The following is a 20,243-nucleotide window of genomic DNA, read 5'->3' on the forward strand; positions in this document are numbered from 1 at the left end:
CAAAAGCTGCCTTTGTCCGCTTTCAACTCAGATGGCAGCTCCGGCCAGCAAGAAAGCGCCGCCAAGCGCGACCATCACAAGTCCAGGCCAGTTCGATTTGACGCCGAAGCCGCTACCGGGCCTTTCAGGCTCCAGCGTGTCACGTCCGGAGCCAAGCCACTTCCCACCACTGAATCGACCTCGCCAAATGGGCTGAAACGCCATTTGGAATAGGCCGCCGAAAACAAGGAGCACTCCAAGCCATATGAGGATCATGCTCGCCTCCTCTATCCGCGAACGCCGATAGGTTGATGCGCCGAGAACCGTGGTCCATTCAGCGCTGCCCCCGGCTTACGGGATCAGACCGACCTTGAAAGCCGCCGGGACAACCTCTGACCTGTCAAATAGTTGATATATGGACATGATTTCTGCTAGCCGTCCATCCGGGCCGGCTTGGGAAATAGTAGCAATTGGTTCCGCCGAAGCGGATTGGTATCAAGGGCCTTGGGCGGGCGAAGCACGAAGGCTGCTGCAGAAATGCACGCCGCGCGTCTGAAAGATCGGTCGAATCTGATGGGTCCAGCGCAGCAATGACGGGCATCGATTTCGAGCAGATCGTGGACCGCATCCACGAGGCAGCGACCGTTCCGGAGCTCTGGCCGGACGTCCTGGAGAACATCGCTCATGCCGCGGGCGCGCATGGCATGGTCATGATCACCTCGGACTCCGATCAATGGTCCGGTGTCTGGAATGGTGTCGTGACGTCGCCGTCGATCCGCGAGGCTTTCTCGGCGTTCCTGCGTGGCGACCTCTCCAGCCGGACGGAGACGACCCCGCGACTCCTGGCGCTTGATCACCCCGGCTTCGTCGGCGAGCACGAGGCATTTTCGCCGGAGGAATGGGAGCGCGATCCCTATCGGGTGGAATGGAACAAGAAGTGGGGTTTCGAACACGCCTGCGCGACGGCGGTCCGCAGCCCGTCCGGTGAGATCATCGTCTTCCACATGGAAAGACTGGCCGGCCGCCCCGCCTTTTCGCGGCAGGACCTCGATTTTCTCGACCGCTTTCGCCCCCATCTCGCGCGGGCGGCTTTGCTGTCGACACGCTGGCGCCTCACCCGGATGCGGGCGGCAACCGAGGCGCTGTCGCTGGTCGGCTTGCCGGCCCTCGCGATCACGCGCTCCGGGCGGGTTCTGGCCGCCAACGCCTTGATCGAAGCCATGACCGACCTTCTGCAATGGTTGCCGAAGGACCGGATCGCGATCAAGGACCGCGCCGCCGACACCCTGCTGCGCGCCGGCCTCGCCCAACTCGATGCGCCGGACAAGGCCGTGTGCTCCTTCGCCGCGCGTCGCGCCAGCGATCTCGATCGGGTGGTGCTTCATCTGGTTTCGATGCCGGGCGAGGCCCGCGATCTCTTCGATGGAGCGGTTGGCCTCCTCATCGCGACGCCGGTCACCGCCTCGCAGGCCCCGAGCCTCGCCCTCATTCGCGGCCTGTTCGACCTCACCCCGAGCGAGGCGCGCGTTGCGCGCGGAATCGCGCAAGGACAGACGATCGGCGACATCGCCGCGCATCACGGGCTCAGCCGCGAAACCATCCGCACGCAGGTCAAGGCCGTCCTCGCCAAGACGGGAACGCGCAACCAGAAGAGCGCAGCTGCCCTCTTCGGCGCGATCCCCAAATTACCGCTGAGAGATTGACGCCAGACTTGTTTGATGGCGTGCGTCGGCAGGGACAAGCTTCGCTTCACCCAAATGGGTGAAGACACAGGCCGGCGCTCCGGGTTCAACTTCGCCCAAATTGGATGTCTGGCGAGAAGCGGCGGCAATGGCGGGACCGGAATTTCCGATCTTCGAAGTGACCCTGGCGCAGCGCAGGCGCAGGACATGGAGCTGGAGCGTCTGCACCATTCAAGGGGCGGTGGTGATGCAGGGCCGGGAAGCCAGTCGACCCGCAGCAAAGTACCAGGCCGAGAGAGCGCTGTTCATGCTGCTGCTCACCGCGCCCTATCGTTCCCGACTTTCCGCATAGCAAGGGGCTCCTCGAGCGCTGCAGGGTTGCCAGTGTGCGGGACAGCAAGCTAAGCGTCGGTCGGCGAGCGACCATGCGTCAGCCAATGGTCGATCTGCCAGGTCTCGTAACCGAGCAATTCGCCGAAGCGCCGTTCTCGATCATCGGACCAGGCTCCGGGCTCGTCAGCAGCGCAAGCGTGGCGTCAATCCGCCACTCGTGACCGGGCAATGTGTAGAACAGCATCCGATATTCGAGCTGCGGCGCCCCAGGACATGGCTCGATCAGCTCGCGCTTCGTCAGGCGGCCTTCAGCGACATGCCGGTCGAACATGCGCCAATACCGAATACAGATGTCCGGCTCCTGGCCGACGATATCCATGAAATATGCGAGGGCTTGGTGCCCCGGAGCATCAGGCCGAGCTCTCTGTTGGTGTGAACCAGATAGGGCACTTGACGACGCCGTTTGGAATGCATGTCGAGCATGTTGGCGACGCAACGTTAATTTCCGCTGAGGGACCTCGCGCGAACGTCCTGAGCGAAAGGCAACGACGGCTTCCGGCTCAATCCGGACAATTGCAACGAATTTCACGGTGTGCCCTTGTGACGGTGGGCGTCATGATGGCCAAGGCGTACAGCAAAGAAACGGCTAACCACGTTGCAACGACCGCATGCGCGAGAGCATGGAGGAGAAATCAACTCATGATAGTATCGGCCTTGTCAGCCGACCAAAGGGAACTGCCGTGACTGAAATGACCAAGCTTCGATCTCGACTTCTGTTGATTGCCTTGTGGGTCAGTCTCGTCGGAGCTCTCGTTGTCTTGTTTACGTTCGTCAACGCACGAGGCGGAAGCGATGGTTCATCCTGGGCGTTCAGCCTGATCGTGTCCTGGTTGCCATTCCTGGCGCTGATGGGCTTCTGGCTGTGGTACGCGCGTTTTAGCCGGCGTTCGTCATCCGGAACGAGTTGGGTCGATCTCTACGAGCAGCAGGTCGCCGAAAACAGGCGGACCAATGCATTGCTGGAGAGGATCGCGGCGGCTCTGGAAAAGCCGTCTCCGGGTTAGCTCAAACGCCGGTACAAGTGAGCAGCAGTATGCGCTCAGGATTTTCCGCGCGGATCTGGCTGGTTGCCCTCGCAGTCGCCGTCGTCAGCCGGCCCGCGACTGCCGACGATCGACAGGCTTGTCTGGAAGGATCGAAGGCGGCCGCTGCCGAGACCATCGCCGCCTGCACACGCGCGATCCAAAGCGGAGACTACAACGACCAGGACCTAGCCAATTTGTATCATGCGCGCGGCTATTCCTGGTCATGGACAAGCTTCTCCGATCGCGGCGACCGCGCCTTGGCGGACTTCACCGCGGCGATCCGAGCCAACCCGAAGTCTGGCGGTTCACTGCTGAACCGGTCGCACATCTACAATCAACGGCGCGACTACGACCGGGCGATAGCCGACGTCAATCAGGCCTTCGAAGCCGGTCTATCGGACTACGGAAAGCGGGTCGGATACGGCGAGCGCGGCCATGCCTATCACGGGAAAGGGGACAACGATCGCGCCATCGCAGACTTCACCGCCAGCATCCAGCTGAATGCGAACGATGGTTTCGCCATCATGGCCCGGGGCAACGCCTATTTTGCCAAAGGCGATTTTGACCGTGCCATTGCCGACTACAACCGGGTGATCGCAGTTGATCCCGAATATGCCCACGACTATGCCGCCTACGGCAGCCGCGCGATTGCGTACCTGCGCAAGGGCGACCTCCGCCAGGCCTTCGCGGACGTCGACCGGAAGCAGGCGCTATCCTGGCTCGCTGCCGGCGTCTTTCTGGCAGCGCTGATCTGGCTTTGTTGCCGAGGGGGCGCACGGTCGTTCGGATGGCGGTCTGGACGAACGATCATCGAGATGTGCGAACAGCAGCTGGTCGACTTGCGGCACACAAACGCCGCCCTGGAGAAAATCGCGGCGGCTGTCGAGAAGCGATCGTCGGGTTAGCTCGGGTTCGTCGGACGTTCGGCCGCGCCGACGTTGCTAACTTCCGGAATGGCCGTCAGAGCCGCCGGACCAACCATCATTCTGGCCGGGTCCAAAGTTCGTATTGTTTCGATCCGGCGGGACCCTCATGCCCTGGTAAAAGGCGTAGCCAATGACTCCCAGCAAGGCGACCAGGCAGATAGGTGCAAGAAGCCAGTCTGGCATGTTCTCATCCTCGGATCGGCCCTACGTGCCGCAACCGCATCGGATGATAGGCCAAATGCTTCAACTAAAGTTGGATGGACACAGACATCGCGGACTTGGAGCCCCTAGTTCAGGCCGCGCGGACCCGTCAGCAGGCGCAGCACAATTCCGAATAATTCGCTCTGCGAGGAGATGCCGAGCCGCTCATAGGCGCGCTTGCGGTAGGTCAGGATCGAATGCAGGCTGATGCCGAGCGCCTGCGAAATCGCCTCCGAGCTGAAGCCTCCGAGGATATGGCGGCAGACCTCCTGCTCGCGCAGGGTGAGCGCGGAGAGCGGCTTGCGCGTCGCGAACAGGGACGCAAGATCGGACGTCGGCTTCTCCTGGAAATGGCGGGCGACGCTGGCTGCGATCGCCGGTGCGATCGCCCCGAGCCGCTCGCGCTGGGCGGCGCTGAAGCGGCCCTGCGCGGCGATCCGATAGAAGTTGACGTAGAAGCAGGTGTCACCGGTCCAGATCGCGGTCGCACATTTGTCGACGATGCCGGAATCCTGGAAGAAGATCTTGCGATAGCGCGCGCCGTACATGCGCGGCGCGAAGCGAGGCAGCATGATCTGCGCGCCGCCCTCGCCTTCGAACAGCGCATCGCGGTTGGGATCCGTTTCGTGGAACTGGCCGGCATAGGCGGCGCCGAGATCGGCGCCGATCGGGATGTTGCCGGCATCGAGCAGGCAGCTTGCCGCGCCTGCCCGGCTCAGCGCGAACACCATGCAATGGCCGACATCGGCCCGCCGGCGCAGCGTGTCGATGAGCACATCGGGAAAATCGGAGCGGCCGATGGCGAGCACCGCGGGCGTGACATCGCCGGCCGACGGATGAAAGGTTGTCCCGTTGGGTCGCACCGTATTCCTCCGCAAGACGCTCTTTTGCGAGAGGATAGCAGCAACGGAATCTTACCGGAAGCGCTCACGAGCACCGCCCAAGGCCGCTCGGCTGTTGCAGACAACATTGGCGGGTCTCACGCTGCGCCTCCCCCTTCGAGACGGCATCGTCGCGATTTTCTCAGATGAGGCTGATCCGATGGCCCCACCGAGTCACTTCACCCTGTGCCTGAAAGCAATCTCGCGCAGATGACTGAAAAGCTTTGAGAGCCGCTTCAAGCGCTCACTGACCAGCGCGCAAAGAAGCATCAGCCACGTTGCGAGCGCGACACACCACAACAGAAATTCCAATGCTGCGGGCATGAGGGCACCTTTCGAAACGAGTTGCGAAACAAAGGCGGGGCAATGATGCTCGTTGAAAAACGCGAGCGCTGCGTCTGCGTTATCAGCCTTTATGGCCTCTCGCGCTGCCGCGATCATGATCGCCTCCGCTGCCGACCGCATTCGAAGGCTATTACGACCTCCTGAATTGCACTAGAATTAATGCTGAAAGTCACAATTCCATTTCGGGGAATGATCCGATGGACAGGCTCGATGAACTTGCGACATTCGTCGCGATAGTTGAGGTTGGAAGTCTGGTAGGCGCAGCAAAGCGATTGAAGCGTTCGCCTCCCGCGGTCACTCGCGCGCTTGCGGCCCTCGAGGAAAGGGTCGGAAGACGATTGGTGGAGCGAACAACCCGCCGCCTTGCACCGACGGATGCCGGACGCCACTTTGCTGAGCGCGCCCGCGAGCTGGTCAACGGCTACTCGACCGTCATGAGCAGGCTTGTCGAGACGGAGGGGGCTCCGCTGCACGGTATCCTGCGAATAGCCGCTCCCACCATCTTCGGACGCCGTCATGTCGCTCCGATCGTATCGAGCTTCCTTGACGCTCATCCGGCGATCCGTATCGAGCTCGTCATGGGCGAAAGATCGCTCGACCTGATCAGTGAAGGCATCGATGTTGCGGTCAGGATAGGTCAGCCGCGCGACTCGCGCCTCGTCGTCAGATCAGTGGGGTCGGTCCGTCGCGTCCTGGTCGCCAGCCCTTCCTACTTGCGCAGGCAACCTGAGCTTCGACATCCGCGAGACATACCGAAGCACGATGTCGTGTTCTTTTCCGGATTTGCGGGGCCGACCGAACTGCGTTTTCAGAATCGAGGTCGCTTGCACACGGTTCGCATGATGCCGCGCCTCATGACGACAGATCTCGACACGGTCATTGCCGCCGTGACATCGGGCCAAGGCATCGCTCGACTGTTATCCTATCAGGTCGAAGCCGAGATTTCGTCAGGCAAGCTCGTGCGTCTTCTTCCGGCCTATGAGCCGCCGGCCGTACCGGTTCAAGTCGTGATTCCCGGTTCCCGGCGCACCGCACCGGCTGTGAGGGCATTCGCGGATCACGCCGCTGCGTCGCTCCGTACCCTTTCGATCATCCGCCATTGACTTCAAGGGAGCTGCGCGGGGCGGGGTGTCCGGTTCTCTGCCTGCAGCCAAACCCATCAGTTCCCCCGCGAGGAACGATTGCAGCCCCGCTTTATTGGTCCGTATCTTCAAGGCTTGATCAGGGCGTTGCCCAGGCCGCTCATCGAAGGATCAGTCGATGCGCATCCTTCTCGTCGGGGCTACAGGACTTATCGGATCGGCGATCCACGCCAGGCTGTCCGCCGAAGGACATGACTGCATCTTGGTGTCGCGTCATCCCGCGGCGGCGCACGATCCTCGCCACGTCGCGCTCGACGTCGCCCGGACCACCGATGTGTCGAAATGGAAGGGCCTTCTCGCCGGCGTCGATGCCGTGATCAATGCAGCGGGTGCGCTGCAGGGACAGGACATGCAAGGCGTTCATGTCGCCGGCAGCGCGGCACTCTATGCGGCCTGCGAGACCGCCGGGGTCCGCAGGGTCATCCTGTTCTCGGCAATCGGCAGCAATGTCGATGCGCTCAGCGATTTTTCCCGCACCAAGCGCGAGGGCGAAGCCGCCTTGATGGCGCGGGAGCTCGATTGGGTGGTGCTGCGGCCTTCTGTCGTGGTCGGCCGGCCCGCCTATGGTGGCAGCGCGCTGCTGCGCGGGCTGGCGGCGCTGCCGGTTCTGCCGGTCATGCCCGACACGGCGGCGATTCAACCGGTGCATCTCGACGACGTCGTTGAGACCGTGCTGTTCTTCCTGCAGCCCGGCGCGCCTTCACGGGTCGCGGTCGATCTGGCCGGCCCGCGGCGGATCGCCTTCAGCGATGCGGTCGCGCTGTTTCGCGCCTGGCTGCGCTGGCGCCCGGCCTATCGCCTGCAGCTGCCGCGCTGGGCGGCTTCAATTGCCTATCGTGCGGGCGACGTTGCGCAGATGCTGGGATGGCCAACGCCCATCAACACGACGGCACAGGCGGAAATGCGCCGCGGCGCGACCGGCGATCCCGAGCCCTGGCGTCGATTGACCGGCACTCCACCGCGCGATCTCGAAACCGCGCTCGCACGCGAGCCTGCGTCGGTGCAGGAACGCTGGTTTGCACAGCTGTATGCGCTCAAGCCGCTGATCTTCGGCGTCTTCGGCGCGTTCTGGATCGCCACAGGCATCATCTCGCTGAGCGCGGGCTGGGACATCGGCATGTCGTTGCTGCTTGAAGGCGGGCTGCAAAGAAACGTCGCGGCGCTCGTCGTCACCGCCGGCGCGCTCGCCGACATCGTCATCGGCATCGCCATTCTCTGGCGGCCTCTGAGCCGCTACGGACTCTGGGCCGCACTGATCATCTCGCTCACCTATGCCGTGATCGGCACCGTCCTGGTGCCGCGGCTGTGGGCCGATCCGCTGGGACCGATGCTGAAGATCTGGCCGGTGATCATGCTCAACCTGGTCGCCATGGCGATCCGGGAGGATCGCTGATGCTCTACTTCCTCGTGAAGATGGCGCACATCATCGGCGCTGCCGTGCTGCTCGGCACCGGGGCCGGCATCGCCTTCTTCATGCTGGTGGCACATCTGCGCGGCGACCCGCGCGAGATCGCGGGCGTCGCGCGCACGGTGGTGCTGGCCGACTTCCTGTTCACGGCGAGTGCCGTGATCCTGCAGCCGATCACCGGGACATGGCTCGCCTGGTCGAGCGGGTATTCCCTCGGCGACGGCTGGGTGGCGGCGTCGATTGCACTGTATCTCGTGATCGGCGCCTTCTGGCTGCCGGTGGTGTGGATGCAGATGCAGATGCGCGATCTCGCCGTTGCGGCGGTCGCGAGCAACGGCAAGCTGCCCGCCCGCTATCACCGTCTCTTCTGGTGGTGGTTCGCGTTCGGCTTTCCGGCTTTCGCGGCCGTGCTGATGATCTTCTGGCTGATGATCGCCCGTCCGGCCATTCCATACTGGGATTAGGTTCGCCTTCAGGACAACTCACCTGCCTGATCACCCAACCAGAGCGAGGCGCGTGGCCAGCGCATCCCGCTCTCCCTCGCCTCACTACGGAGCCTTCACCTCGGCGCGGGCAGCTGCCGCAGCGTCCATCCCGGCCTGCTTGACTCGGTCCACAATCTCGGCGCCGGTATCGCTGATTTCCGAGACAACCGTGTCCGAGGCTTCACGCAGGGCCTGCGAGACCGCACCGGCGCGCCGGTTCAGGTCAGCCTTCACGTCGTCGCTGACGTCTCCGATGTACTGGTTCTCGATCTCGGAGGCGCGGAACGCGCCCGCCACGGCCGCACCAATTGCGATGCCCACGACCCCCAGCACGAGCGGTTGCCGCTCCAGCATGTCTGCCAGTGACGACTTCGCACTCGCCATGGTGTCCTTGTTCGGAAGCGCATTGCCCAGCTTGCTGAATTGCTCCTGCGCGAAGGCGACGCCCTCGTCGAAACGATCCCGGACGCCCTCGGCGGCCTGCGACATAGTATCGGAAGCGGCGGCGGTCGCGCCACGCAGGGTCTCCCCGACCCCTTGCGAGCCGTCGTTGTCCATTTCGGGGGCGGTCGGCGGCGCCACGGTCCGCTTGATCGCGGATGCTGCCGAGCTGAAGCCGCGCGTCCCTAAGTCGGCAACGGGTTCGACGGCCTCGGCAGCAGAACGCGCTACAGTCTTTAACTTCTGGTCGCCGGCCAATAGCCAAAGCGCGCCGCCTCCGATGAGGGCCGCGGCAAGCGGATTGTCCCTGGCGGCCGTTACCAGATTGTCGATAAAACCGGTTTTCGTGCTGCTCATCGCACCATTCCCTTCACGGTGTCCTTGTCTTTTTCCAGCTGGCCGATCGTTTCGCGGGGAGCCAGCTGACGCATATCAAGCCGGTTCATGCCCATGGCCACCAGCGCGGCGGCGATGGCCGCAGCGATGACTGCCGATGTCAGATATGACAGTGGCTGCGACCATCCTGCGGAGATCAATGCGGCCGAGAGGGCAAACAAGGCCATGACGATGGCCGGGATCACCAGAACGGCGCCGCCTACGATCAAGCCGACGGCGCCGCCGATCTTCTGGAGCTTCTCGCCAACTTCTGCCTTTGCCAGGTCGATCTCGTTCTGGAACAGCTTGGCGAACTGCGACATGGCATCGCCGAGCAGCGTCGAGATTTCCCTGAACTCGCTTTTGCTGGTTTTGATATCGCGCTCGATGCTCATGGTAACGTGCTGCCCTGGAAGGATGAGGATTGTTGCGTATGGGGGTTACGGGTCCCGGACTCCCGATTCCAGTTTTGCTCTCCCGCCGAAAACGGTCTCCCGCCCGACGTTTGCCCGCTCCCCGACGTGCTGCCGGGGGTGTTGCGCTGCCCTTGGGATGACGACTGTCCGCCCGATGCCTTCAGGAAGCGAACGGCCGCGAAGCCAGCCAGCACCGATATGCCAAGAAAGGCGGCCGGCTGACGTTTGGCGAAATCGGTCGCGCCTGCGACAAGATCTCGGAAGCTTCCGTCCCGAATCTTCTGGGCGGCATCCTCGACATAGTCCGCCGCCGAACCGATGCCGCGTGCGGCGAACGGTACGTCGCTCTCGAAAGCCCGTCCGGCCTCGCGGATGTTGGCCGCGAGGCGCTCGACGAAATCGGCGCCCGATCGCTGCTGTTCGCGCGCCTGGCTCTGAATCTGGTCCATGGTTCCGTCCGCGACGCCCTTTGCTGCATCCGCGGCCTCGCCGAACTTGTCTCGCGCGACGTCGGCCGATGCCCGGAACGCATCGCCGGCGCGCTGCTTCATCTCCGCTCCGGCATCGCCGATCTGCTCTTTCATGTCCTTCGCGGTGCCCTTGTCCTGGTTCTTTGTGAACTGCTTCACGTTCTGCGGGTCCAAATCGCTCATGATGGTTTCCTTCAGGTTTTGGTTTGAGAGGGGCTAAAGGCAGCTTTGACGACGTCGTCCGCAGCCTCCTTCAGAGTGTCCGCCATGTTCTGCGTCATGCGGCTGGCATGGGTGCCGAGATCAGCATCGGCGACCCTTTGCGCCGCAGCATCGGCCGCCGACGTGGTGGCGTCTCTTGCGGCCTCGAACCCGGATTGCGCCGCGGCGGCAGCAGCCTGCTTCACCCCGTCGCTCGTCCGGCCCATAACCTTAGCTTCGACCTTGGTCTCGGGAAGAGCAGCCGCAATGATGGCGCCGATCGCGATGCCCAGGCCGCCGATGAGCGCAGCATTGTCGCCAATGGCCTGCCGGGCCTGGTCAGGCGCGCTCGCGGCGGCATCCCTGGTTGCATTCATGCCACTCTTGAGCTTTTCACTCGCAAAACTGGCAGCACGCGCCGCGCTCTCCCGCAGATCGGCGGCAATGCCGGCGGCCTTCTCCTGCGCGTCATCAGCCATGCCAGCGGTTCGGCTTTGCGCGGAGGATAGCGTCTCCTTGGCGTCACCCTGCATCGCCCGTGCGCTCTCGGCCACCTCCTCAAGCATGTGCCCGGCTTTGTCCATGACCGGGGCGGTGACGTCTGCAGCACGATCGCGCACCGTCTTCGAGGTCAGAGCGAGTCCTGCGCCGATCATGAGAAGTGGCAACGGCGTACCTCGCACCAACCGAAGCAACGGAATGCCGACTGCGGCGCCCGCGGCGACTGCGCCCATCGGGTTGTCCATGATCTGTTGCTTGAGCCCTTCGACCCAGCTCTGGGTCTTGTGGCTGACGTATTCGGTAACTTCGGATTTGATGTGCTGCGGCGAGACCTTGTGGCGAATGTCCTCGGCGGTGTCCGATATCTGCTCCTTCAACCGTCCGACCGTTGCCGCCAGCTCGGCGCGGCTACGCTCGGACTCGCGTCTCAACTCCTCCACGGATCGTGTCATCGCGTTACCCTCTTGCCTTTGTTTCTTAGATTTGAGGTCGAACTCACGCTGTGTTGAATCGTTCCTCGCGCCGCTTGGGCGCTTGCCGGGACGACGATATGCGTGAAGCAGCGCAACGGCGCGCGACCTCGGCCGCCTAGCCATTGCTGGATGCGGAAGGGTTCGAAAGGTCTGCTCCGGGTCAAAACGCCGCACTGATGCGCGGCTCACCGCACCGCTTCAGCACCAGGAAGCAGGACCTGTCGTTGCTTACAGGCTACCCCGCCGCCGCCTTCGCGGGGGCCACGTTGATCGCCAGCTTGCCGTAGCGATCGGTGAAAGCCTCGGTATCGATCTCTTCCAGCTCGATCTCGCCGCTCATCACGCCCTGCTTCCAGGCCGCCTGCGCCGGATCGTTCTGGAACTCCGGCATCACCTCGCGGCCGAACAGCTCCAGCGACTCGCAGATATGCTCGTGGCTGTTCTTGCCGGCCTGGTTGAGCAGGATGACCTGGTCGATGTGCGAGGACTGGAAGCGCTTCAGCTTCCTTCGGATCGTGTCGGGTGAGCCGATCAGGCCGCCACGCAGCGCCGCCTCCTGGGCTTGCGGATTGTCGCGCTTCCACTTGTTGTACTCGTCCCACATGTTGACGGTGTAGGGCGCGGGGCGCTGGCGGTTCTGCGCGGCGCCGTAGAAGCGCAGCGCAAACTGGAAGAAGGTGGCGCCGTCGGCGCGGGCGCGCGCCTCTTCATCCGTCTTCGCGCACATGAAGAACGAGACCAGCGCCATGTTCGGATTGATCTCGTAGTCGGCGAGCTTGTGCAGCCGCTTGGTGATGGCGTTGTAATAGGCGTGCACCCAGGCATGCGCGGCATCGGCGCTGACGAACTGGAAGCCGAGCGCACCGAAGCCGTGGCGGCCGGCGCGCTCGATGGTCGGCAGCTGCGAGCAGGCCATCCACAGCGGCGGGTGCGGCTTCTGCACCGGCTTGGGCACGACGTTGCGCAAGGGGATGTCGAAATATTTGCCGTGATGCTCTGAGCCTGCGTCCTTGAACATCGGGAAGATGGCCGCGACCGCCTCCTCGAACACCTCCTTCTTGGTCTCCATGTCGCGGCCGAACGGCTCGAGCTCGGTGATCGAGGCGCTCTCGCCCATGCCGAACTCGCAGCGGCCGTTCGAGAGCAGATCCAGCACCGCGACGCGCTCGGCGACGCGCGCCGGATGGTTGGTGGTGAGCTGGAGGATGCCGTGGCCGAGCCGGATGTTCTTGGTGCGCTGGCTTGCGGCAGCCAGGAACGATTCCGGCGAGGGCGAGTGCGAATATTCTTCGAGGAAGTGATGCTCGACCACCCAGGCATGGTCGTAGCCGAGCTTGTCGGCGAGCTCCATCTGCGAGAGCGCATTCTGATAAAGGGCGAGTTCGTCGCCGGCCGCCCAGGGCCGCGGCAGCTGCAGCTCGTAGAAGATGCCGAACTTCATGGCGTCGCTCTCCCGCTTGTTGTTGTTAACGGCATCTTAATGCGCGAGGCGACGCTGTCTACGGATGCGCAATTCCGCCACGTGGGAGACGATCCATCCTCCGGCGCAGCGAGAGGCAGCCAACCGACATTGATCCAAATCAACGCGCTGTCGGGTGGAACGTATCTAAAGTGCAGCAAGGCGACGGCCCGGATGCCGTCACGATTCCCCACAGCTTCAAGAGACCGAATATGTCGGCCCCTGACGACACGACGTCGCGCGTGCGCCGTAAGCGCATGGAGATTTTCGCCTTCCTGTTCCTGACCGCGATCGTGATGCCCATGCTCGCGGTCGGGACGGTCGGCAGTTACGGGCTCGGCGTCTGGATCTACCAGATGTTCGCCGGCCCTCCCGGCCCGCCGCCCTCCCCGCATTGATCGGCAACTAGCGAAAGACAGGCATCATGGCTCACGCCACACTCAACCGCCGCGCCTTGATCACCGGCCGGGTGCTCAGCGCCGACCGCGTCATCGCGCCGCCGGGCGCCGAGATCGCCAGCATCATCGTGCAGGCGCGGCCCGAACGCCTTGCCGAACTCGAAGCCGAGATTGCCGCGCTGCCCGGCTGCGAGATCCACGGCCGCGACGCGCGCGGAAAGCTCGTCGTCGTGGCTGAAGCGGCGGATGCCGGCAGCCTTGGCACCATGCTCAACACCATCCAGTCGCTGCCGAACGTCTATTCCGCAGCGCTCGTCTTCCACGCCATTGAAACCGCCTGAGTCAGGAAGAGCCATCATGACATCGCCGAAGCTCGACCGCCGCCAGATGCTCAAGCTCGAGGCCGCCGCGATCGCCGCGGCCGCCGCCGGCCTGCCGGCACCGGCGCTCGCCGCCAACCTCGCCGCCGAGCGGAAGGAGAGCGAATTGAAATGGGACAAGGCCGCCTGCCGCTTCTGCGGCACAGGCTGCTCGGTGATGGTCGCGACCAAGGACAACCGCGTCGTCGCCACCCATGGCGACATCAAGGCCGAGGTCAATCGCGGCCTCAACTGCGTCAAGGGCTACTTCCTCTCCAAGATCATGTACGGCCATGACCGGCTGACGCAGCCGATGCTGCGCAAGACGGGCGGCAAGTACGACAAGAACGGCGAGTTCACGCCCGTCACCTGGACCGAAGCCTTCGACATCATGGAGCTGAAGTGGAAGGAAGCGATCAAGAAGCGCGGCCCCAACGGCGTCGCCATGTTCGGCTCCGGCCAGTGGACGATCTGGGAAGGCTATGCCGCCGTCAAGCTGTTCAAGGCCGGCTTCCGCACCAACAACATCGATCCCAATGCGCGGCACTGCATGGCCTCGGCGGTCGCCGGCATGATGCGCACCTTCGGCATCGACGAGCCGGCCGGCTGCTACGACGACATCGAGGCCACCGATGCCTTCGTGCTGTGGGGCTCCAACATGGCGGAGATGCATCCGATCCTGTGGACGCGCATCGCCGACCGCCGGCTGTCCGCACCGCATGTCCGCGTCGCCGTGCTCTCCACCTTCGAGCACCGCTCGTTCGACCTCGCCGACATCGGCATGGTGTTCAAGCCGCACACCGACCTGTACATCCTCAACGCCATCGCCAACCACATCATCAAGACCGGTCGCGTCAACAAGGACTTCGTTGCCGCACATACCGTGTTCAAGCGCGGCCAGACCGACATCGGCTACGGCCTGCGGCCCGAGCATCCGCTGCAGAAGAAGGCGACGGGCGCGGCGAAACCCAACGACGCCACCGACATGAGCTATGACGAATTCGCCAAGTTCGTGTCGGAGTACACGCTGGAGAAAGCCGCCCAAATGTCGGGCGTGCCGCTGAACCGGCTCGAGGCGCTGGCCGAGTTGTATGCCGACCCGAAGACAAAAGTGGTCTCGTTCTGGACCATGGGCTTCAACCAGCACACCCGCGGCGTCTGGTGCAACAACCTCGTCTACAACATCCACCTTTTGACCGGAAAGATCTCCGCGCCCGGCAACAGCCCGTTCTCGCTGACCGGCCAGCCCTCGGCCTGCGGCACCGCGCGCGAGGTCGGCACCTTCTCGCACCGTCTGCCCGCGGACATGGTGGTGACCAACAAGAAGCATCGCGACCACACCGAGCAGATCTGGCAGCTGCCCGAAGGCACCATTCCGGACAAGCCGGGCGCGCACGCCGTGCTGCAAAGCCGGATGCTGAAGGACGGCCTGATCAACGCCTATTGGGTGCAGGTCAACAACAACCTCCAGGCCGGTCCCAACGTCAACGAGGAGATCTATCCAGGCTTCCGCAACCCCGACAATTTCATCGTGGTCTCCGACGCCTATCCAACCGTGACGGCGCTCGCCGCCGATCTGATCCTGCCCACCGCGATGTGGGTGGAGAAGGAAGGCGCCTACGGCAATGCCGAGCGGCGCACCCAGTTCTGGCACCAGCTCGTCCCCGCGCCGGGCGACTCGAAGTCGGATCTCTGGCAACTCATGGAGTTCTCCAAGCGCTTTAGAATCGAGGAGGTCTGGCCCGCGGAGCTGATCGCCAAGAAGCCGGAATATCGCGGCAAGACCCTGTTCGACGTGCTCTACAAGAATGGCCAGGTCGACAAATTCCCGGTCACCGATATCGAGCCGGGCTATGCCAACGACGAATCCAAGGCGTTCGGCTTCTACGTCCACAAGGGCCTGTTCGAGGAATATGCCCAGTTCGGCCGCGGCCATGGCCACGACCTCGCGCCGTTCGACACCTATCACCGGGAGCGCGGCCTGCGCTGGCCCGTCGTCAACGGCCAGGAGACCAAGTGGCGCTTCCGCGAAGGCAGCGACCCCTACGTCAAGCAGGGCACCAACGTGCAGTTCTACGGCCATGCCGACGGCAAGGCCCGCATCTTCGCGCTGCCCTACGAGCCGCCGGCGGAATCGCCCGACAACGAATATCCCTACTGGCTCTCCACCGGCCGCGTGCTGGAGCACTGGCATTCCGGCACCATGACGCGCCGCGTCCCCGAGCTGTTCAAGGCCTTTCCCGAAGCCGTCTGCTTCATGCATCCGGACGATGCGCAGGAGGCGAAGCTGCGCCGCGGCGACGAGGTGAAGGTGGTCTCCCGCCGCGGCTTCATCCGCGCCCGCGTCGAGACGCGCGGCCGCGACCGGCCGCCGCGCGGCCTCGTCTTCGTGCCGTGGTTCGACGAATCCAAGCTGATCAACAAGGTGACGCTCGACGCCACCGATCCGATCTCGCTGCAGACCGACTTCAAGAAATGCGCCGTGCGCATCGAGCGGGTGAACATGTCATGATGAAACGATCCGCAATCATCCTGCTCGCCTTCGCGATCGCAGCGGGCACGAGCTCGCTGACGGCGCAGACGGTGACCTCCGGCCTGCGCGGCCCGACCCCGCTCAACGACGAGGGCCCGGCGCCGCCGATGCTGCCGAACCGCAACACCTCCGAGAAGGAGGTGCGCAACTATCCGGAGCAGCCGCCCGTCATCCCGCATAATATCGACGGCTACCAGGTCGACCTCAACGGCAACAAATGCCTGTCCTGCCATGCACGGGCGCGCACGGCGGAGTCGCAGGCGCCGATGGTGTCGATCACGCACTTCATGGATCGCGACGGCCAGTTCCTGGCCTCGGTCTCGCCGCGCCGCTTCTTCTGCACCGAATGCCACGTGCCGCAGAACACCGCCAATCCTCCGGTCAGCAACGATTTCACCGACATCGACACGCTGCTGTCACGCGCAAGCCCGGGTGGCCGCAGATGACGACGACTGCCGACGATCCCAACGCGGAGCTGAATGCCAAGCGCGGCGTCATCGCGCGCAGCCGGGCGTTCCTGCTCGAGCTGTGGCAGGTGCTGACCCGGCCGAGCTCGGTGTTCGCGCTCGGCACCCTGGTGCTGGCCGGTTTCGTCGCCGGAGTGATCTTCTGGGGCGGCTTCAACACCGCGCTGGAGATCACCAACACCGAGAAGTTCTGCACCGGCTGCCACGAGATGAAGGACAATGTCTACGCCGAGCTGAAGTCGACCGTCCACTTCACCAACCGCTCCGGCGTGCGCGCGACCTGCCCGGACTGCCACGTGCCGCACAACTGGACCGACAAGATCGCGCGAAAGATGCAGGCCTCCAAGGAGGTCTGGGGCAAGATCTTCGGCACGATCGACACCCGCGAGAAATTCCAGGATCACCGGCTCGAGCTCGCCGCGCACGAATGGGCGCGCTTCAAGGCCAACGACTCGCTGGAATGCCGCAACTGCCACAGCGCCGATTCCATGGACATCACCAAGCAGTCGCCGCGGGCCTCGGTGGCGCACCAGCGCTTCCTGTTCACCAAGGAAAAGACCTGCATCGACTGCCACAAGGGCATCGCCCACCAGCTGCCCGACATGCGCGGCGTTCCCGGCTGGCAGTAGGGTTTGGCGACGCCTGAGCGAACGCCTCGTCCTTCGAGATGGCTGCTTCGCAGCCTCCTCAGGATGAGGCTCAACGGCATCTTGCCCGCCAAAAATGCCGCCGCGCACTCCGCCCTGATCCTGAGGGCCCGCCAAAGGCGGGCGTCTCGAAGGATGGCGGCCGGGAACGGACTTCAAATGCGACGGGCCCGCGCTTGAACCAGCGGGGCGAATGGTTAGTTTGGGGGAAGGCGAATCGCCTCATTCGCCGCTCCCTCAAGACAGACATGGCCACTTTCACCCCGCACCAGGATGCTGCGCTCAAGGCCGTCGGCGACTGGCTCAAGGCCAAGCCGGGACGGGGCGGCACGCCGCCGGTGTTCCGCCTGTTCGGCTTTGCCGGCACCGGCAAGACCACGCTGGCGCGGCACATTGCCGAGGGTGTCGACGGCGAGGTGAAGTTCGCCGCCTTCACCGGCAAGGCGGCCCTCGTCATGCGCAACAAGGGCTGCGACGGCGCCTCCACCATTCATTCGTTGATCTACCGCGCCCGCGAATCCGGCGAGGAGCAGCCGAGCTTCGAGCTGTGGGACGATGCGCCGGCGTCGAAGGCGAAGCTGATCGTGATCGACGAATGCTCGATGGTCGATGCCGAATTGGGGCGCGACCTGATGTCGTTCGACTGCCCGCTGCTGGTGCTCGGCGATCCCGCGCAGCTGCCGCCGATCCAGGGCGGCGGCTTCTTCACCAATTCCGAGCCGGACGCGATGCTGACCGAGGTGCATCGCCAGGCCCAGGACGATCCGATCGTGCGGATGTCGATGGACGTGCGCGAGGGACGCGAGCTCGACATCGGCCGCTACGGCGAGAGCGAGGTCGTCACGCGCAAGGAGCTCGACCCCGATCGCGTCATGGGCGCCGACCAGATCCTGGTCGGCCGCAACAACACGCGCCGCGCCTACAACATGCGGGTGCGCCAGCGCCAGAACATCGAGGACCAGTTCCCGGTCGCCGGCGACAAGCTGGTGTGCCTGCGCAACAACCGCAAGAAGGGCCTGTTCAATGGCGGCCTGTGGCGCGTCAAGTCGCGGAACACCTCTCGATCGAAATCGCGCATCCTCTCAATGCGGTTGTCGCCGGATGAGGATTTCGGTCACAAGGTGACCAAGGTCTCAGTGCGCGCCGATTGCTTCGAGGGCGGCGTCGAGCAGATCGCCTGGGAGCAGCGCAAGCCCTATGACGAGTTCGACTACGGCTACGTCCTGACCGTGCACAAATCGCAGGGCTCGCAATGGGACGACGTCGTGCTGTTCGACGAGAGCTTTGCGTTCCAGGATTCGCGGGCGCGGTGGCTCTATACCGGCATCACGCGTGCCGCGAAACGGCTGAGCGTGGTGGTATGAAGCTGCCGTAGCTCGATCAATATTCAATACAAAAGCACTCGCATGTAGCTGCGCTCAAACGAACCACTCCCGCACGCGATGAGCAGCCACGACGAGGTGCGTTCACTGCCCGCTAGGCTTTGTGCTGTATCAGCTTGCGATCTGCCTCGGAGTGGAACGCATGACCTCGCGCGCGACAAAGCCTGATGACCTCGATCGCCGGCTCGATGATGTTGCAGTGAGCCGCCGGAGCTTCCTCAAGTCCGGAAGCGCGGCAGCGGGCCTTGCGCTCTCGACCACAATTCCGGACACCGCTTTTGCATTGCCGGCGCAGGTACGACGCACGGATGCGGGCAAGCCTGTGCGCGTCTCCAAGGAACGGCTCAATACGCTGGCCGCAAAGTTCTATGCCGTCTTCAACGAAGGCAATATCCTGCCAGCTGCCTTTCCCGAAAGATATGCGGCACGAAACGACGTGGAGCTGCGGCGCATCGTCACCTTCACACGCATCCCGGATACCGGAGAACGCGTCAAGGTCAGCGGCCTGCTTGCGGTTCCGGTCGGCGCGCGCGGCGCCTTGCCGCTGCTGTCATGGCAGCACGGCACGATCCTCTCCTTCGACCAGGTCCCATCGAACCTGCTGCGGCTGAAGGAGGAAAATTACGAGCTGCGCGACAATGTCGATTCGCTCGAGACCCTGTTCAACATCCAGCGCTTCGCCGGCAACGGCTATGCCGTCATCGCCGCCGACTACATCGGCAAGGGCCTCCATCGCGACGGTCGGAGCGAAGCCTATGCCGTGAAGGGCGCGACGGTGCCATGCTGCCTCGACATCCTGACGGCAGGGTTGCACGAATTGCGGACCCTGGGCCTGCGCCAATCAAACCTGTTTCTGAACGGTTGGTCGCAAGGCGCCCTAAACACGCAGTGGCTGAAACAGGAGCTGCAGCGCCGCGGCATCAAGGTGCGGGCGACCGCAACACAGAGTCCGTTCAACGATCTCGCCGAGAGCTTTCATTACTGGACCGATCCGAAGCTCTATATTCCGGCCAATGAGACGTCCTACCCGATGCCGCCGGTCTGGATCACACCTTGCTTGATCGTCCTGCTCGGCAGCTATCGGCGCTATTACGGGCTGACCGACTTGTTCAAGACGGCGGTCAAGCCCCAGTATCAGGCGTTCGCGGAGAGATACTGGTCCGATTACAGCCTCGACGGCGAGATCGCGAAGAGCATTCCTGCGGCGGGCGATTTCCTGGTCGAAGGCTTCTTCGACCGCTTCACCAACGATACCAACAGCGCATTGCTGCGCCGCCTTGGTGGCAATGGTGCGACGTTCTGGGAGTACGATTCCCCGATCAGATTTTACTACGGGCTGGCGGATGAGGCCCTGCATCCCCGGCTGGTGCGGCCCGCGATCGCCGCCGGCGGGCATTTCGCCGCGGGCGTCGCGGTCAATGGCGCAAGCCATCGCGGCACGTTCCTGTCAAGCCTGTATGGCGAAGCGGCCGTTCTGAGCGGACACGCGACGGCGTTCGACTGGTTCAATTCGCTGGCGTGAGCGCGGCTACTTCCCAGCGACGAAGTAAAAATCATCTAGCGCGGAGTTCCGCATCCCGCCAAGCCGGCCCGTCGCCGCGTCAGCCGCGTCCTCACGGTCTCGTGTCCGCCCCGGCGTAACAATCTGCGGTAC

General features: G+C 63.8%; 22 protein-coding genes. 14 read left to right on the top strand and 8 right to left on the bottom strand.

The features are described 5' to 3' along the window. The first annotated feature begins 569 nt into the window (after positions 1-569). A complete protein-coding gene (locus tag I6F28_RS02685) occupies positions 570-1,682 on the top strand; it encodes a helix-turn-helix transcriptional regulator (protein WP_225139223.1) in 1,113 nt (370 codons plus the stop codon). A gap of 127 nt (positions 1,683-1,809) precedes the next feature. After that, positions 1,810-2,013, top strand: a complete 204-nt coding sequence (locus I6F28_RS02690; RefSeq protein ID WP_050995847.1) for a hypothetical protein — start codon at positions 1,810-1,812, stop codon at positions 2,011-2,013. A 78-nt stretch (positions 2,014-2,091) separates the two neighbouring features. Here I6F28_RS02690 and I6F28_RS02695 read toward each other — a convergent pair whose 3' ends face one another. Further along, on the bottom strand, positions 2,092-2,373 hold the full coding sequence (locus I6F28_RS02695; protein WP_225139224.1) for a hypothetical protein: 282 nt from the start codon (positions 2,371-2,373) through the stop codon (positions 2,092-2,094). Between the two features lie 361 nt (positions 2,374-2,734). Here I6F28_RS02695 and I6F28_RS02700 point away from each other — a divergent pair, with 361 nt between their 5' ends. Both I6F28_RS02700 and I6F28_RS02705 read left to right on the top strand, forming a co-directional pair. Next, a complete protein-coding gene (locus I6F28_RS02700; RefSeq protein ID WP_225139225.1) occupies positions 2,735-3,058 on the top strand; it encodes a hypothetical protein in 324 nt (107 codons plus the stop codon). 215 nt (positions 3,059-3,273) lie between these two features. Continuing rightward, positions 3,274-3,984, top strand: a complete 711-nt coding sequence (locus tag I6F28_RS02705; protein WP_225139226.1) for a tetratricopeptide repeat protein — start codon at positions 3,274-3,276, stop codon at positions 3,982-3,984. Positions 3,985-4,292: 308 nt separating this feature from the next. On the opposite strand, the gene I6F28_RS02710 is transcribed toward I6F28_RS02705, so the two are convergent. Then, positions 4,293-5,069 (bottom strand): helix-turn-helix transcriptional regulator, encoded by a 777-nt coding sequence (locus I6F28_RS02710; RefSeq protein ID WP_225139227.1) that lies wholly within the window; start codon positions 5,067-5,069, stop codon positions 4,293-4,295. 192 nt (positions 5,070-5,261) lie between these two features. Next, entirely contained in the window at positions 5,262-5,528 is a 267-nt protein-coding gene (locus I6F28_RS02715) for a hypothetical protein (RefSeq protein ID WP_225139228.1), read from the bottom strand. 101 nt (positions 5,529-5,629) lie between these two features. On the opposite strand from I6F28_RS02715, the gene I6F28_RS02720 reads away from it, so the two are divergent. The 3 genes from I6F28_RS02720 to I6F28_RS02730 all read left to right on the top strand — a co-directional run bounded on the left by I6F28_RS02720 (position 5,630) and on the right by I6F28_RS02730 (position 8,446). After that, a complete protein-coding gene (locus I6F28_RS02720; RefSeq protein WP_225114793.1) occupies positions 5,630-6,535 on the top strand; it encodes a LysR family transcriptional regulator in 906 nt (301 codons plus the stop codon). A gap of 157 nt (positions 6,536-6,692) precedes the next feature. Continuing rightward, positions 6,693-7,967, top strand: coding sequence for an SDR family oxidoreductase (locus tag I6F28_RS02725; RefSeq protein ID WP_225139229.1), 1,275 nt, complete (start codon positions 6,693-6,695; stop codon positions 7,965-7,967). Continuing rightward, a complete protein-coding gene (locus tag I6F28_RS02730; RefSeq protein ID WP_225126236.1) occupies positions 7,967-8,446 on the top strand; it encodes a DUF2269 family protein in 480 nt (159 codons plus the stop codon). Before I6F28_RS02725 ends, I6F28_RS02730 begins: the two co-directional genes overlap by 1 nt. An 84-nt stretch (positions 8,447-8,530) precedes the next feature. On the opposite strand, the gene I6F28_RS02735 is transcribed toward I6F28_RS02730, so the two are convergent. The 5 genes from I6F28_RS02735 to I6F28_RS02755 all read right to left on the bottom strand — a co-directional run bounded on the left by I6F28_RS02735 (position 8,531) and on the right by I6F28_RS02755 (position 12,785). Further along, positions 8,531-9,265, bottom strand: coding sequence for a hypothetical protein (locus I6F28_RS02735; protein WP_225139230.1), 735 nt, complete (start codon positions 9,263-9,265; stop codon positions 8,531-8,533). Continuing rightward, positions 9,262-9,678: a phage holin family protein gene (locus tag I6F28_RS02740; protein ID WP_036022122.1), complete on the bottom strand. Its 417-nt coding sequence runs from the start codon at positions 9,676-9,678 to the stop codon at positions 9,262-9,264. The genes I6F28_RS02735 and I6F28_RS02740 overlap by 4 nt, the downstream gene beginning before the upstream one ends. After that, positions 9,675-10,352, bottom strand: a complete 678-nt coding sequence (locus tag I6F28_RS02745) for a hypothetical protein (protein ID WP_036022119.1) — start codon at positions 10,350-10,352, stop codon at positions 9,675-9,677. The genes I6F28_RS02740 and I6F28_RS02745 overlap by 4 nt, the downstream gene beginning before the upstream one ends. An 11-nt stretch (positions 10,353-10,363) precedes the next feature. Beyond that, positions 10,364-11,323: a DUF3618 domain-containing protein gene (locus tag I6F28_RS02750; protein ID WP_225139455.1), complete on the bottom strand. Its 960-nt coding sequence runs from the start codon at positions 11,321-11,323 to the stop codon at positions 10,364-10,366. 256 nt (positions 11,324-11,579) lie between these two features. Continuing rightward, the gene (locus I6F28_RS02755) at positions 11,580-12,785 is read right to left on the bottom strand and encodes an LLM class flavin-dependent oxidoreductase (RefSeq protein WP_225139231.1); all 1,206 of its coding nucleotides are present in this window, start codon (positions 12,783-12,785) and stop codon (positions 11,580-11,582) included. Between the two features lie 230 nt (positions 12,786-13,015). Here I6F28_RS02755 and napE point away from each other — a divergent pair, with 230 nt between their 5' ends. The 7 genes from napE (at position 13,016) to I6F28_RS02790 (ending at position 20,111) form a co-directional block, all read left to right on the top strand. Further along, positions 13,016-13,201, top strand: coding sequence for a periplasmic nitrate reductase, NapE protein (gene napE, locus I6F28_RS02760; protein WP_225139232.1), 186 nt, complete (start codon positions 13,016-13,018; stop codon positions 13,199-13,201). A 26-nt stretch (positions 13,202-13,227) separates the two neighbouring features. After that, positions 13,228-13,542, top strand: coding sequence for a chaperone NapD (locus I6F28_RS02765; RefSeq protein WP_036022112.1), 315 nt, complete (start codon positions 13,228-13,230; stop codon positions 13,540-13,542). A gap of 16 nt (positions 13,543-13,558) precedes the next feature. Next, positions 13,559-16,072: a nitrate reductase catalytic subunit NapA gene (napA, locus tag I6F28_RS02770; RefSeq protein WP_074447709.1), complete on the top strand. Its 2,514-nt coding sequence runs from the start codon at positions 13,559-13,561 to the stop codon at positions 16,070-16,072. After that, on the top strand, positions 16,069-16,539 hold the full coding sequence (locus tag I6F28_RS02775) for a nitrate reductase cytochrome c-type subunit (RefSeq protein WP_035998936.1): 471 nt from the start codon (positions 16,069-16,071) through the stop codon (positions 16,537-16,539). Before napA ends, I6F28_RS02775 begins: the two co-directional genes overlap by 4 nt. Next, the gene (locus I6F28_RS02780) at positions 16,536-17,189 is read left to right on the top strand and encodes a NapC/NirT family cytochrome c (protein ID WP_035998932.1); all 654 of its coding nucleotides are present in this window, start codon (positions 16,536-16,538) and stop codon (positions 17,187-17,189) included. The genes I6F28_RS02775 and I6F28_RS02780 overlap by 4 nt, the downstream gene beginning before the upstream one ends. Positions 17,190-17,455: 266 nt before the next feature. Next, positions 17,456-18,571: an ATP-dependent DNA helicase gene (locus tag I6F28_RS02785; RefSeq protein WP_128264114.1), complete on the top strand. Its 1,116-nt coding sequence runs from the start codon at positions 17,456-17,458 to the stop codon at positions 18,569-18,571. Between the two features lie 160 nt (positions 18,572-18,731). Next, positions 18,732-20,111: an alpha/beta fold hydrolase gene (locus I6F28_RS02790; protein WP_225139233.1), complete on the top strand. Its 1,380-nt coding sequence runs from the start codon at positions 18,732-18,734 to the stop codon at positions 20,109-20,111. Positions 20,112-20,243 lie beyond the last annotated feature (132 nt).

The organism is Bradyrhizobium sp. NBAIM14 (assembly GCF_020193895.1).
Taxonomy (GTDB): domain Bacteria; phylum Pseudomonadota; class Alphaproteobacteria; order Rhizobiales; family Xanthobacteraceae; genus Bradyrhizobium; species Bradyrhizobium yuanmingense.

Bases quoted from the DNA above. Each gene is read 5' to 3' on its own strand.
- I6F28_RS02685 (WP_225139223.1), top strand. From the start codon at position 570: ATGACGGGCATCGATTTCGAGCAGATCGTGGACCGCATCCACGAGGCA.
- I6F28_RS02690 (WP_050995847.1), top strand. From the start codon at position 1,810: ATGGCGGGACCGGAATTTCCGATCTTCGAAGTGACCCTGGCGCAGCGC.
- I6F28_RS02695 (WP_225139224.1), bottom strand. From the start codon at position 2,373: ATGGATATCGTCGGCCAGGAGCCGGACATCTGTATTCGGTATTGGCGC.
- I6F28_RS02715 (WP_225139228.1), bottom strand. From the start codon at position 5,528: ATGATCGCGGCAGCGCGAGAGGCCATAAAGGCTGATAACGCAGACGCA.
- I6F28_RS02720 (WP_225114793.1), top strand. From the start codon at position 5,630: ATGGACAGGCTCGATGAACTTGCGACATTCGTCGCGATAGTTGAGGTT.
- I6F28_RS02725 (WP_225139229.1), top strand. From the start codon at position 6,693: ATGCGCATCCTTCTCGTCGGGGCTACAGGACTTATCGGATCGGCGATC.
- I6F28_RS02730 (WP_225126236.1), top strand. From the start codon at position 7,967: ATGCTCTACTTCCTCGTGAAGATGGCGCACATCATCGGCGCTGCCGTG.
- I6F28_RS02735 (WP_225139230.1), bottom strand. From the start codon at position 9,265: ATGAGCAGCACGAAAACCGGTTTTATCGACAATCTGGTAACGGCCGCC.
- I6F28_RS02740 (WP_036022122.1), bottom strand. From the start codon at position 9,678: ATGAGCATCGAGCGCGATATCAAAACCAGCAAAAGCGAGTTCAGGGAA.
- I6F28_RS02745 (WP_036022119.1), bottom strand. From the start codon at position 10,352: ATGAGCGATTTGGACCCGCAGAACGTGAAGCAGTTCACAAAGAACCAG.
- I6F28_RS02750 (WP_225139455.1), bottom strand. From the start codon at position 11,323: ATGACACGATCCGTGGAGGAGTTGAGACGCGAGTCCGAGCGTAGCCGC.
- I6F28_RS02755 (WP_225139231.1), bottom strand. From the start codon at position 12,785: ATGAAGTTCGGCATCTTCTACGAGCTGCAGCTGCCGCGGCCCTGGGCG.
- napE (WP_225139232.1), top strand. From the start codon at position 13,016: ATGTCGGCCCCTGACGACACGACGTCGCGCGTGCGCCGTAAGCGCATG.
- I6F28_RS02765 (WP_036022112.1), top strand. From the start codon at position 13,228: ATGGCTCACGCCACACTCAACCGCCGCGCCTTGATCACCGGCCGGGTG.
- napA (WP_074447709.1), top strand. From the start codon at position 13,559: ATGACATCGCCGAAGCTCGACCGCCGCCAGATGCTCAAGCTCGAGGCC.
- I6F28_RS02775 (WP_035998936.1), top strand. From the start codon at position 16,069: ATGATGAAACGATCCGCAATCATCCTGCTCGCCTTCGCGATCGCAGCG.
- I6F28_RS02780 (WP_035998932.1), top strand. From the start codon at position 16,536: ATGACGACGACTGCCGACGATCCCAACGCGGAGCTGAATGCCAAGCGC.
- I6F28_RS02785 (WP_128264114.1), top strand. From the start codon at position 17,456: ATGGCCACTTTCACCCCGCACCAGGATGCTGCGCTCAAGGCCGTCGGC.
- I6F28_RS02790 (WP_225139233.1), top strand. From the start codon at position 18,732: ATGACCTCGCGCGCGACAAAGCCTGATGACCTCGATCGCCGGCTCGAT.